This window comes from Spirosoma daeguense, assembly GCF_054776875.1.
Genome location: NZ_BAAHBF010000005.1, coordinates 333477 through 345938, shown reverse-complemented (window position 1 = coordinate 345938; position 12462 = coordinate 333477). Strand labels below are relative to the sequence as shown.

Genomic DNA, 12462 nt, shown 5'->3' with positions numbered 1-12462 from the left:
TTCTTCGTAATTTGGCCGTGTCTGTTTCCTTTATCAGCCCGTATGATTTCTCTCGATACCATTGTGCAGGCGCATGACCGCGTCCGACCTTTTATCCACCGTACATCCGTATTCACCAATCAGACGATCAACGAACGTAGCGGTGCCAGTTTATTCTTTAAGTGCGAAAACTTCCAGAAAATCGGCGCTTTCAAGGCACGGGGTGGCCTCAATGCCGTGCTTCAGGTTGTTGAGCATAACGAAGGAAACGCCATTACTACGCACTCGTCGGGTAATCATGCGCAGGCGGTTGCTTTTGCTGCCCGACAGGTGGGTTTGCCTGCCTATATCGTGATGCCGCGAACGGCTCCGCAGGTTAAAAAAGACGCCGTGCTTGGCTATGGCGCAACAGTCATTGAATGCGAGCCGACTCTTGAGGCTCGTGAAGCGGGCGTTCGCGATATAATTGAAAAAACAGGCGCTGTGCTGGTTCATCCGTTTGATGATGACCGTGTGATTGCCGGACAGGCTACAGCCGCTAAAGAACTTATTGAAGACGCCGGAACTGATAGCCCGTTCGACGTAGTGATGGCTCCTGTTGGGGGGGGCGGACTGCTCAGCGGTACGTCGCTCACAGTACGTTACCTCTCGCCCGAAACGCGCGTTGTAGCCGGTGAGCCGGAAGGGGCCGCCGATGCGATTCTGTCGTTTCAGAGCGGAAAAGTTGAAAAAGCACCTTATATAAACACCGTTGCTGATGGATTGATGACGACGCTTAGCGAACGTACGCTACGTATCATTCGTGACAACGTAGCGGATATTCTGACCGTTTCAGATGCTGAAATTATTGCCGCTATGCGACTGGTTTGGGAACGGATGAAGATCGTAATAGAACCGTCTTCGGCAGTGCCTCTGGCGGCTGTTTTGAAACATAAACAAATGTTTGCCGGGCAAAAAATCGGGATTATTATAACTGGCGGCAATGTAGATTTAGGAAAACTACCTTTTAAGTAATGATTGATATTCGCACCATCACACCTGAACAAACCTATCCGCTACGTCACTCGGTACTCTGGCCGGATAAGCCTTTCGACTATGTAAAAGTAGAAAACGACAGTGAAGGCCATCATTTTGGTGCCTTTAAGAACGATGAATTGGTGGCCGTAATCTCGCTTTTCGTAGAACAGGAGAAAAACTCGAATCGAACGCAACCACTTCGTGATAATGTAGGTTGGGCCCGTTTTCGCAAGTTTGCCGCTCGCCCGGATTTACAGCGTCAGGGCATTGGAACGAAGTTATTGAATCACGTAATCGCCGAAGCTCGCCGATTGGGAGCCACTACGTTATGGTGTGATGCCCGGCTCGATGCCGCCGATTTCTACCGACGCTTCAAGATGGAAGCAATCAGCGAAGTATTTTACAAAGGCGCGATTCCCTATGCGAAATTTTCACGTAGCTTGTAAATTAACCTTACAGTAAAAATTTCAACGTAATGACAGGAAAGTCAGCGTAGTAGCGTCTTTTCTACAAAAGATCAAATCTAATCCCTCAATATCAATGAAGCAGCTATTTTCTTTTTGCCTCGTTTTCAGTCTGCTGATGCTGGCAATATCGGCGGATGCGCAAACGGTGGCCGCAACCGACTCCACCAACCTGACGGTTTATGCTGGTTCGTATACGTTTGAAAGCGGCAGTCCGGTTCAGAAATATACCGTTACGTCAGATAAAGGCGAACTCTTCGGGGCCGCTGATGATTTCGGGAAAAATAAGCTTATCAAACAAAAGGCTGATACGTATAAATCGACTAGTTCATATGGCTCAGTCATTACGTTCACCCGCGATGCTAACAAAGCTGTAACGGGCTTTACAATGGCTATTCAGGGAAGCGAGTTATCGGCTAAGAAAGATAAGCCATAACCAAAGGACTAGTCAATGAGTTGATTGTTTACCAGGTTCTGGTATTGGCTGGAAGTCGATACCAAACTGGCAAACAATCATACTCAACGATGAAAATAACTTCAATTTTACTCACAGCCACTGCTTTATCGGTGGCCTTTCTTTCCTGTAACCAGCAGAAGAAAGAAGAAAATCAAACGGCAGATACCGTGGCTACAGCCACTGAAACTGTCGATCTGCCTGCGCCTTATGCCACCAAATCGACGGTAAAGTTCAGCAATGTAATTGGCTGGCCCGAAGGAAAAATGCCTCAGGCTCCTGCGGGTTTTACTGTGACCGAATTTGCCCGAAATCTGGATAATCCGCGCTGGATTTACGTAGCACCCAACGGTGATATTTTTGTTTCGGAGGCAAAAACCGAACGAAAAGGAATTGCCAATAAAGTTGTCAACGCTGTAAAAGGGCGGAATAAGGCAGAGAACGAAGGTAGTAGCGCTAATCGCGTTACCCTGTTCCGCGATGCCGATAAAGATGGAAAACCGGAAGTTCGGGAAGCCTTTCTGACTGGCCTAAATCAACCGTTCGGCATGTTGGTGATAGACAATTCGTTCTACGTTGCCAACACCGATGGACTGATGCGCTACGATTATAAAGCGGGGCAAACGAAAATGACAACGCCCGGTAAAAAAATTCTGGAGCTTCCGGCTGGTGGATACAACAATCACTGGACTCGTAATCTGCTGGCGGGACCCGATGGAAAGAAAATTTACATTTCGGTTGGCTCGGGAAGTAACGTAGCAGAAAATGGTATTGAGAATGAACTGCGTCGGGCTAATATTCTGGAGATCAATCCGGACGGAACCGGCGAACGTGTTTTTGCCAGTGGCTTACGTAATCCAGTGGGTATGGGTTGGCAGCCAACTACAAAAACGCTTTACACGGCTGTAAATGAGCGGGATGAACTAGGCGATGACCTTGTGCCCGATTATATGACAAGTGTTAAAGAAGGCGCATTTTATGGCTGGCCGTACGCTTATTTCGGTCAGAACGAAGATCCTCGCCGGAAAGGTGAACGCCCTGATTTAGTGCAAAAAACCGTCGTGCCTGACGTACCGTTGGGCTCGCACACGGCTTCACTTGGATTGGCTTTCTATGATAAATCCGCGTTTCCAGAAAAATACCATAATGGTGCGTTTATTGGTCAGCATGGCTCCTGGAACCGCTCTCAGCTTTCGGGTTATAAAGTTGTTTTCGTACCTTTTCAAAATGGTAAACCTGGAACACCGGAGGATTTTCTGACAGGTTTTCTAACCGGGAAAGATAAAGATGCGTACGGCCGACCAGTAGGTATTGCCGTATTGCCCGATGGTTCAATTCTCGTAGCCGATGATACGTCAGGACGCATCTGGCGTGTGGCAGCGAGCAAATAAGGGCGTCAACTAAAAAAGCGCTCTCGAAAAGTTCGGGAGCGCTTTTTTACGTAGTAAATCAACGTAGTGTTCAGAACTGGTAGAATAACCCGGCGCGTAGTCCAATGGTTGTATTGGATTGCCAGTTTGGGCCGGGCACTTTGTAGAGACAGGTCGGAACGGTAATAACTGGAGCTGCCTGCACAACAATGTGCTTGTTCTGCCACTCTAAACCGGGGCTAAATGCCACTGAGTTAATCAAATCAACAGGTCGCTCAACGTTGAAACTAGCTTCAGTGAAACTGCCTTTTATGTATTTGCGATAATAATATGTCACTTTTTCCGTGTTGCTGAGCGCTAGATACGTACCTACCGTAGAAACCATCGTTAACGATTGATTGATTGGGATACGATAGCTAATACTGATAGGAATCTGAACCCGAACTAATCGCGTATCAATATTAATAACATCACCTTTAAGATCGAGCCTTGGGTCGAGATTGCGGCCAAACTCCATTCGGAAATTTCGCTGTGTTCGTAAGTCAAACTCTTCGGCAGTAATGAACATACCGTTCATGTACGTTGCCTGATTTAAACCGACACCAAGCATCAGATGACGGCCAAAAAGCACCTGTGTAAACACCCCAGCACTCCATAAGCGAGAATCAAATTCGCCACCTGCACCCGCCCGGAATCGCGTACCGATCCGCTGAACAGGCTGACTTTCTGGAGCTTGATTGGTCTGATTAACAACGGTTGTCCGAACTGGGCGCATCCGTCGGGCACGTTGTGCCAATAACGCATTCCAATTGGGCGATGCCATTTTTAAGTCATGACTGGCAACCAGTTCATACTCCGTCACACCTGCCAACTTAGCAGCGTTAGCTTCTGTCGCTACGTCATTCTGCGCAGCCACGTTGTCTGTTGCCGACGTAGCACTCTTGTCTGAAGTAGCCCCGTTTGTATTCGCCGAATTGCCACTATCCGCAGGCTGACTCCCCCTGTAATCAGTTGGAGGATTGTTCTGACCATTAGTTCCACCAGCTACGTACTGACCTGACGTACTTTTGTTTCCGTTCAGAAGGTCTTTGCCCGGTGACCCAGAAGTAGGCCGAATCGCCGGATCTGCCGACGTAGTACCACTGCTTTTTTCAACGGATAAGGGAGTAGAGGTAACATCATACGATTCGGTCTTAGAATTTAGGTTATTAGCTACACGTGCTGTTTCTTCCTGAATTTTATTGTGGCTGTTGGCCGAATATCGTTGAGTAGGTAATCCATTAGTACGTTCTCCAGAACGCATATCGTCCACAGTTTCGGGTCGTCCTCGCGAAGGAACCGCTACGTATCGCGTGATATAAACCGTATCGCGCTGAATTTTTATGGCTGATACGTCCGTTGCTGAACCCATACCAGACTGATTTAGCTTATTGGTTTGTGCTATGTTAGGTGCTGTGCTACGTTGTTGGAGAGACGTAGCATCAGTCGATGGAATTACTGGTTTTACAACCCGCTGTTTCGACAATTCGCTTACCGTCTGACGTAACGTATTGATTTCACTACGTTGCCAGACGCCAAGCGAAACCAGCACAACGGTGCTTACGGCAGCAGCCGCCAAAAGCCAGGGTTGGCCAGACCAGACTCCACCGCTAAAGGGTTGTCCGGCTCCCGACATGTCTGGCTGTGGCAAATTGGCCTGCTGTAGCGAGGCTTGCATACGGGTCCAGTCTTTTTCGGTAAACTCCGGCCGAATACTTTCCAGTTTTCGCCGGATAATATCGGTAAATCGGTCAGTTTTCATGATATGGTGAAGTGGCCGACGGGCCAACTTTTTCGAAAGATGGATAAGCTTGTTTGATGAGTACCTGTAATTTTTGTCGGGCCCGGGCGTAATTCGAACGTACTGTAGCCTCGTTGTGACTTAAAATGCCGGCAATTTCGTGGAGGCTATACCCATCCACTACGTGCATCATAAAAACGGTTCGATACGTGGGGCTCAATTGTTGCACTAGTGCTAGAATTTCTTCAGCTGCAATTCGGTCTACTACGTTGTCGTCAAAAGCTACCTGTTCGCCCGTTTCCAAAGAGCTATGTTGCTCAAATCGCTGATTCTTACGGTAATGGCTGATGGCCGTATTGACCAGAATGGTACGTAGCCAGGCTTTGAATGGTAGTGTTTCGTCGTAGCTGTCCAGATGCTGAAATGCCTTAAGAAACCCCTCATTCAGAACGTCTTCGGCCTCTTCGATATTCGACGTGTAACGCAGACAAATACTCTTGGCATACCCAAAAAATTGTTTGAATAGCGTTCGCTGCGCACGCGGATCGTTGGCACGGCAAGCCCTAATGACACTCGGCAGGTCATTTTCGGCGAACGATGGCGATTTTCGAAAGAACAAAGTTTGGATAGTTTATGTAAATGTTTCCGAATATAAATACACTACGCGCGTTCAACGTGTAACGTTGCAAAGGTTATATAGGTTGTCAATATTTTTTTAGCTCGTTTGCCACATTCGGCCATTCTGCTACGTACAGACAGAAAAGGGCTTATTCACCCCATTCATTCGTAGCAGATGAAGGTATTAATTATTGGCGATGAACATACATATGGCTATGGGTTGCCGAGTGGAAAATTAAGCTATATCGGTCATTTTATTCGACAAATCAAACGGTCGGGGCAGGCAGTGTCGGTTGAAGCGTATGCCAATCCTACTATGTCGCAGTTGCTGTTTACGTTAGGAAAACTTCCACTTGAGCAATATGATCTTATTGTTTTACAGATGGATAATACAGCTAATCAACCAATTAGCCCGGTGAAAAAGTTTGGTGACAGCGTTTTAAGTTTGCCGTACTTACCTGATGATTTACCGGAAAATAACTGGAAAACCTTTACCCGTCGACTGAAAGCTATTGCAGGAACTCTACTAACGTCCATATTGCCGATCTATCCACGTACATTTTTATCGGCTTTATTAAAACAAATACGACCCTGTCGGCATAAGGTGTTGCTGCTGACGCCATTCCCGAATCGTCACCCCGTTGAACGGTGGCTGAGTCGGCGAAGTCGGGCTATTATTCTGGAAGAAGCTGACGAAAAGCTGGTGAGTGTATTTGATACTGATTCGGTGATACGTCCTTGCGAAGAATATTTTCTTCCGAACGATGAGAAACATCTGAGCGCCGTGAGTCATGAATTGTTAGGCCGTTCGCTATTCGACTTCTACGTATCGGCTCCAACTATTGTAACAATTCAGACAATCCAACGGGGCGATAAGTGGTTTGATGTATAAAAACAAAGAAAGATAAATAGGTATAAACTCACGAAAAAGCCTTGGCGCAACATTGGAGCCAAGGCTTTTTCGTAATCATATCTTCTATTTGAAACTTGCTTTGTTACGTAGTGCGTCGTAGCGTAGCAACGCTTCGAGGAAATAGTAATCGGCGTATACAATGGGCGTATCGACTTCACTTTTAGCGGGTTTATGTCCTACGCTGTGCTTCAGAATAAAGTTGTTATTCTCGCCCAGATTTGCTTTATAAGCCGGACTAGCCAGACTTTCGAGCATTTTCACCGCCAAGTGGTAATATGTTTTTGCTGATGGACCACCATACGTGCAGAGTTCGAGTAGTGCCGAAGCCGTAATGGCTCCGGCCGACGCATCCCGTTCTTCGTTCGGAATGTTTGGTGCATTGAAATCCCAGTACGGAATTTTATCGGCGGGTAGATTTGGGTGATTGAGGTAAAAATCGGCAATATGACGGGCCTGTTCCAGATATTTTTTATCCTTCGTTTCGCGATACATAACCGTGTACCCATAAAGGCCCCAAGCTTGTCCGCGCGCCCATGCCGAATTATCGGCGTATCCCTGCGCCGTTTTCTTGGCTGCAACCGTGCCGTCTGGATTATAGCAAATGACGTGATAACTGCTGAAATCGGGCCGATAATGATTCTTGATCGTGTTGTCGGCGTGGGTGATACAGATGTTGTAGAACTCTTTATTACCTGAACGTTTGGCAGCCCAGAACAGAAACTCCAGATTCATCATGTTGTCGATGATAACCGGATAATCGTAGTTCTGAAATTTATTCCACGATTTAATCACGCCAACCTGCGGATTGAAACGAGTAGAGAGTGATTTAGCTCCATTAAGCAAAATAGAAGGATATGCTTCATTTTTGGTGAGCCGGTATCCATTTCCGAACGGGCAGTAGAGCATAAAGCCTAGGTCATGCGTTCCTGTATTATACTGCTCCTTCGCTACAGCCATTGTCCATAAATGTGCTGCATCTTTCCACCCGGGAGCTTTAGTGTATTCGTAAATGTGCCAGAGCGATCCGCCAAAAAAACCGCTGCACCACCAGCTTGATTTCCGGTTGTCGGGCGTGCCATCCGGCTTGGTCGATTGCGGAAATTGAGTGGTATCGGGATGGCTCTTCAGCATCAACTCATACTGCTTAGCCGCAAACGCAAATTCATTTTTTACGTTGATAGGTGTTTGCGCAAATGTATTGAAGGCTAAGAAGAAGAGTAAAGCAGCGAAACAATGTTTCATATCGATAATTGATTGGTATAAGAGAGTAAAAGACGTAGCGTTATAGTAGATAAGCAAAAAGTTACGCTGGTATAATCGGACTATAGAATCTTTTACGTTACGTATGAGAAGAACGGAGCGAAAAAATAAAGGGTGAACCCGGAAATTTCGAGTTCACCCTTTATCCATTTTTATGATTTTCGAACTAAGCGTGCGCCACCATTTCCTGTGGTTTCTCTTTATCGTCTTTATTTTCTGTTGTTGTCTCAGGCGTTACGTCTTTCCGACGTGTCAGGTATGTATAAATAACTGGTACTACGTAGAGCGTCAAAACCAGCGAAAATAACAGACCGCCTACAATAACGATACCGAGCGGAACCCGGCTTTTAGCCGCAGAACCCAGCGCGAGAGCCAGTGGTAAAGCGCCGAAAGCAGCTACCAACGTTGTCATCAGAATTGGTCGTAGACGTAGCGCTGCCGATTCGGCTGCCGCTTCGAATTTGTTTTTACCTACTAATCGTTGCTCGTTGGCAAACTCCACAATCAGAATCCCGTTTTTCGTTACCAGACCTACCAGCATGATAATACCAATCTGACTGAAAATATTCAGCGTCTGATTAAACATCCAGAGTGAGAAAACCGCTCCGGCCAGCGCCAGCGGTACCGTAATCATGATGATGAACGGATCGATAAATGAGTCGAACTGTGCTGATAAGACCAGATAAATCAGTACGAGAGCAAGACTAAACGCAAATAACGTATTAGATGAGCTTTCGGCATAGTCACGCGAGGGGCCAGAAAGTGCCGTCTGGAACGTATCGTCCAGCGTACGGGCCGCAACTGCGCGCATGGCTTCTACGCCGTCGCCAATGGTTTTGCCGGGAGCTAGACTGGCCGAGATTGTTGCCGATTTGAACCGGTTGTAGTGATAAACTTGAGGTGGGCTACTAACCTCCTGAAATTTCACCAGGTTATCGAGCTGAATCAATTGGCCGGTGCTCGAACGAACGTAGAACGAGGCTAAATCAAAAGGCTCATCGCGGTCGTGCCGATCTACCTGACCAATTACCTGATATTGTTTTCCATTCATCAGGAAGTAGGCCAACCGACGGTTACTCAAAGCTAACTGAAGCGTCTGTGCTACGTCCTGAACTGAAATGCCAAGGTTGGTCGCCTTTTCTCGGTCGATGGTAATATTCAGTTCAGGCTTGTTGAACTTCAGGTCGGCGTCGGGGTTCACAAAGGTTGGATCTTTCTGAACCTCATCGAGAAAGAGCGGCAGCTTTTCTCGCAGTTTCTCAAAGTTCAGGTTTTGAATCACAAACTGCACTGGCTGACCGCCCCCGCGACCCACCTGAATGGTCTGATCCTGTCCGGGGAACATACGCGCTTCGTTAAACTTACGAAGGTTTTTGGTCAGATAATCGACAATATCCTGCTGCGACCGTGTCCGTTCTGATGCATCGACCAGATTGACCATTACAAACGATGAGTTAACAGAACCTGAACCGGTGAAGCCTGGAGCTACAACGCTGAATGCCAGTTTGTTTTCTGGAATAGAGTCCATAATAAACTGCATGACTTTATCGGTCAGAGCAGCTTGAGCTTCATAGCTCGTTCCTTCAGGTGATGTAATGCTCACACGTGTACGAGCACGGTCTTCTAAAGGTGCTAATTCAGACTTGAGCAACGACCCTAATCCAAAAATCATACCCAAACAAACCACAATCATGCCCAGCGCCCACCAACGTTTACGCATGAAACTGGCCAGCGATGCCCGATAAGATTCATCGAGCCATTCAAAAAATGGTTCGGTTTTCCGATAGAACCACGAGCGTCCGTGATTTTTGCTCGTCAGTTTAACACTTAGAACAGGCGTTAACGTAAGCGATACGAAGGCAGAAATCAATACAGCTCCGGCGACAACAATTCCAAATTCGCGGAACAGCCGACCTACGAACCCTTCCAGAAAGATAATTGGCAGGAACACGATCGCCAGTGTAATCGACGTAGAGACAACAGCAAAGAAAATCTCATTCGAACCTTCTCGAGCGGCTTCTCTGGTTTCCATACCGTCTTCAATTTTCTTGAAGATGTTTTCCGTTACCACAATACCATCATCAACCACAAGACCGGTTGCCAGCACGATACCGAGAAGCGTTAATACGTTTACGCTAAAGTCGGCAACGTACATGATAAAAAACGCACCAATCAGCGATACGGGAATATCGATCAGTGGTCGGAAGGCAATGAGCCAGTCGCGGAAGAAAAAATAAATGACCAGTACAACCAGCACAAACGAGATCAGAAGCGTTTCACCCACTTCCTCAATAGCCCGACGAATGAACGTAGAGCGATCGACTCCGATGTTAACGATAATGTCGTCGGGAAGCTCTTTTTTGATTTGATCGAACCGTTTGTAAAATTCATCAGCAATGCTGACGTAGTTAGCACCGGGCTGTGGAATAAGCGCCATCGATACGCCCACTACGCCGTTTTGTTTCGAAATCGTCTCTTCGTTTTCAGCGCCTAACGTAGCGTAACCTACGTCTTTAAAACGTACAATCTGGTTAGACGTCTGCCTAAGAATCAGGTTGTTGAAGTCATCTTCAGTAGTTAATCGACCAACTGCTTTAACGGTAAGTTCGGTATTATTTCCGTACACTTTACCACCGGGTAGTTCTACGTTCTGCGCGTTCAGTGCCGTCTGAATATCCTGAGCTGTAAGCCGATAAGCTGTTAGTTTAATCGGATCAATCCAGAGCCGCATGGCCTGCCGCTTCAGTCCATAGATATTCACCTGACTGACACCCGGAATTGTCTGTAAACGCTCCTGAAGTACGTTTTCTGCGTAGTCCGAAAGCTGACTCGGATTGCGGTTCGTACTCTGAACGTTCATGAAAATGATTGGATCGGAGTTCGCATCGGCTTTCGTTACCACAGGCGGGGAGTCGATATCCTGAGGGAGTTGTCGCTGTGCCTGTGCAACTTTATCCCGAACATCATTAGCCGCCTGTTCGAGGTTGGCATCCAGATTGAACTCAACCGTAATGGTGCTGGCGCCCAACGAGCTGTTCGACGAAATAGTACGTATGCCTTCGATACTGTTCAGCGATTTTTCGATAGGCTCCGTAATTTGTGACTCAATGATTTCGGGGTTGGCACCCGTATAGTTGGTACGTACCGAAATTACCGGGGGGTCGATGGCCGGATACTCACGTACCCCCAAGAACGTGAAGCCGATAATGCCAAACAGCACAATAACGATGGACATTACCATCGCAAAAACGGGCCGGTTCAGACTAAGCTCTGGGAGACTCATTTAGTTGATGAGTTATATGGTTTTTGGAGTTGTAATGGTTGTAACGTTGTATGGTTACAGGGTTGTATAGTTCTGATTTTTAAAACTCTACAACCGTATAACTCTACAACTGTATAACAGTTCAAGTGATCAGTTTTGTGCAACTTTAGGGGCACCGCCTGGCAAAGGAACAACGCGGTTCACTTTTACCGGCGAGTCAGGTTTTAAGAAGAGCAGGCCCGTTGTGGCTACCGTATCACCAGCCGCCAGACCCGACAGAATCTGAATTGAACCAGCCGTACGTAGCCCCGTTTTCACATCTTTGAATACCGCTTTCCCATTTTTTACTACAATGACTTGGTTAGTGCGTGTTTGTGGAATAACGGCCTGAGTGGGCACAACCAGACTTTGCTGATTCTGAATCGTTAACGTAACGCGGGCAAACGTACCGGGCCGGAATCGAGCCGATGCGTTGTTGACCCGCGCCCGGATACGCAGGTTACGCGTTTGTTCCTCAACACCCGGCTCAACGGCATAAACAACGCCCTGACTTTGTTGATTACTACCATCTACCAAAAACGAAATTGCGCTACCATTCCGCACATAAGGGCCGTATTTTTCGGGGATGGAGAAATCGAGTTTCAACGACGAAACCTGCTGCAAACGAGCAATTAACGTATTAGGCGATACAACAGCGCCTGGGCTAACATTCCGTAGGCCGATGATGCCGGAAAATGGCGCGCGTATTTCGGTACGTTGCAGGTTCGCTTTTACCAGTTCAATATCTGCCAGCGATGATTGAAGATTAGTTGTAACAATGTCGTATTCCTGCTGGCTGATACCGCCACGGGCCAACAATTGTTTGTTACGTTCTTCGGTCCGGCGGGCGTTGTCGGCCTGCGCCTGAAGTTTCTGGAGTTGAGCACGAAGGTCAGCATCAAAAAGCTTCACCAGCAAAGCTCCTTTTGCAACAGGTTGACCTTCCTGAATATTAAGTTGTGTGATACGAGCCGAAATTTCAGGGTAAATATCGACCTGTTCGGCTGCCAATAACGAACCACTGGAAACGATGTCTTCCTGAAGCTGCTTGGTAATAACTACAAAACCATTTACAACCGTAGGAGGAGCGTCTTTTCCTCCACCTTTGCCCCCTTTACTGTCAGCACTTCCTCGTCCGCCCCCACCGGGTCCACCACCTGAGGCTCCTGGAGCCGGATGTAATATTTTATTATACACAATTATCCCGCCGAGAACGACAACGACGAGACCGATAGCAATCCATCTTTTCACAGAGTAAAAATTAGCAAGAGGGAACGAAGAAATAAACGGTACAAATTACGTATTT

Annotated in this window: 10 protein-coding genes; 5 read left to right on the top strand and 5 right to left on the bottom strand. The window is 47.1% G+C overall.

What is annotated here, in order from left to right; translation table 11 throughout:
• Positions 1-42 precede the first annotated feature (42 nt).
• From ACYVD4_RS17750 to ACYVD4_RS17735, 4 genes are all read left to right on the top strand, one after another.
• Positions 43-993, top strand: coding sequence for a pyridoxal-phosphate dependent enzyme (locus ACYVD4_RS17750; RefSeq protein ID WP_460948093.1), 951 nt, complete (start codon positions 43-45; stop codon positions 991-993).
• A complete protein-coding gene (locus tag ACYVD4_RS17745) occupies positions 993-1442 on the top strand; it encodes a GNAT family N-acetyltransferase (RefSeq protein ID WP_460948091.1) in 450 nt (149 codons plus the stop codon). Before ACYVD4_RS17750 ends, ACYVD4_RS17745 begins: the two co-directional genes overlap by 1 nt.
• Before the next feature lie 94 nt (positions 1443-1536).
• Positions 1537-1896: a DUF3471 domain-containing protein gene (locus ACYVD4_RS17740; RefSeq protein ID WP_460948089.1), complete on the top strand. Its 360-nt coding sequence runs from the start codon at positions 1537-1539 to the stop codon at positions 1894-1896.
• Between the two features lie 89 nt (positions 1897-1985).
• The gene (locus tag ACYVD4_RS17735; RefSeq protein ID WP_460948087.1) at positions 1986-3305 is read left to right on the top strand and encodes a PQQ-dependent sugar dehydrogenase; all 1320 of its coding nucleotides are present in this window, start codon (positions 1986-1988) and stop codon (positions 3303-3305) included.
• Positions 3306-3375: 70 nt separating this feature from the next.
• Here ACYVD4_RS17735 and ACYVD4_RS17730 read toward each other — a convergent pair whose 3' ends face one another.
• A complete protein-coding gene (locus ACYVD4_RS17730; RefSeq protein WP_460948085.1) occupies positions 3376-5085 on the bottom strand; it encodes a hypothetical protein in 1710 nt (569 codons plus the stop codon).
• Positions 5075-5683 carry an RNA polymerase sigma factor gene (locus ACYVD4_RS17725; RefSeq protein WP_460948083.1) on the bottom strand — a complete coding sequence of 203 codons (609 nt, stop codon included), beginning with the start codon at positions 5681-5683 and terminating at the stop codon, positions 5075-5077. The genes ACYVD4_RS17730 and ACYVD4_RS17725 overlap by 11 nt, the downstream gene beginning before the upstream one ends.
• A 174-nt stretch (positions 5684-5857) precedes the next feature.
• Between ACYVD4_RS17725 and ACYVD4_RS17720 the strand changes: the two genes are divergently transcribed.
• The gene (locus tag ACYVD4_RS17720) at positions 5858-6574 is read left to right on the top strand and encodes an SGNH/GDSL hydrolase family protein (protein ID WP_460948081.1); all 717 of its coding nucleotides are present in this window, start codon (positions 5858-5860) and stop codon (positions 6572-6574) included.
• Positions 6575-6658: 84 nt separating this feature from the next.
• Here ACYVD4_RS17720 and ACYVD4_RS17715 read toward each other — a convergent pair whose 3' ends face one another.
• The 3 genes from ACYVD4_RS17715 to ACYVD4_RS17705 form a co-directional block, all read right to left on the bottom strand.
• Positions 6659-7837, bottom strand: a complete 1179-nt coding sequence (locus ACYVD4_RS17715; RefSeq protein WP_460948079.1) for a glycoside hydrolase family 88 protein — start codon at positions 7835-7837, stop codon at positions 6659-6661.
• Positions 7838-8021: 184 nt separating this feature from the next.
• A complete protein-coding gene (locus tag ACYVD4_RS17710) occupies positions 8022-11138 on the bottom strand; it encodes an efflux RND transporter permease subunit (protein ID WP_460948077.1) in 3117 nt (1038 codons plus the stop codon).
• Between the two features lie 129 nt (positions 11139-11267).
• Entirely contained in the window at positions 11268-12407 is a 1140-nt protein-coding gene (locus tag ACYVD4_RS17705) for an efflux RND transporter periplasmic adaptor subunit (protein ID WP_460948075.1), read from the bottom strand.
• Between the last annotated feature and the right edge of the window lie 55 nt (positions 12408-12462).

Bases quoted from the DNA above. Each gene is read 5' to 3' on its own strand.
- ACYVD4_RS17750 (WP_460948093.1), top strand. From the start codon at position 43: ATGATTTCTCTCGATACCATTGTGCAGGCGCATGACCGCGTCCGACCT.
- ACYVD4_RS17745 (WP_460948091.1), top strand. From the start codon at position 993: ATGATTGATATTCGCACCATCACACCTGAACAAACCTATCCGCTACGT.
- ACYVD4_RS17740 (WP_460948089.1), top strand. From the start codon at position 1,537: ATGAAGCAGCTATTTTCTTTTTGCCTCGTTTTCAGTCTGCTGATGCTG.
- ACYVD4_RS17735 (WP_460948087.1), top strand. From the start codon at position 1,986: ATGAAAATAACTTCAATTTTACTCACAGCCACTGCTTTATCGGTGGCC.
- ACYVD4_RS17730 (WP_460948085.1), bottom strand. From the start codon at position 5,085: ATGAAAACTGACCGATTTACCGATATTATCCGGCGAAAACTGGAAAGT.
- ACYVD4_RS17720 (WP_460948081.1), top strand. From the start codon at position 5,858: ATGAAGGTATTAATTATTGGCGATGAACATACATATGGCTATGGGTTG.
- ACYVD4_RS17715 (WP_460948079.1), bottom strand. From the start codon at position 7,837: ATGAAACATTGTTTCGCTGCTTTACTCTTCTTCTTAGCCTTCAATACA.
- ACYVD4_RS17710 (WP_460948077.1), bottom strand. From the start codon at position 11,138: ATGAGTCTCCCAGAGCTTAGTCTGAACCGGCCCGTTTTTGCGATGGTA.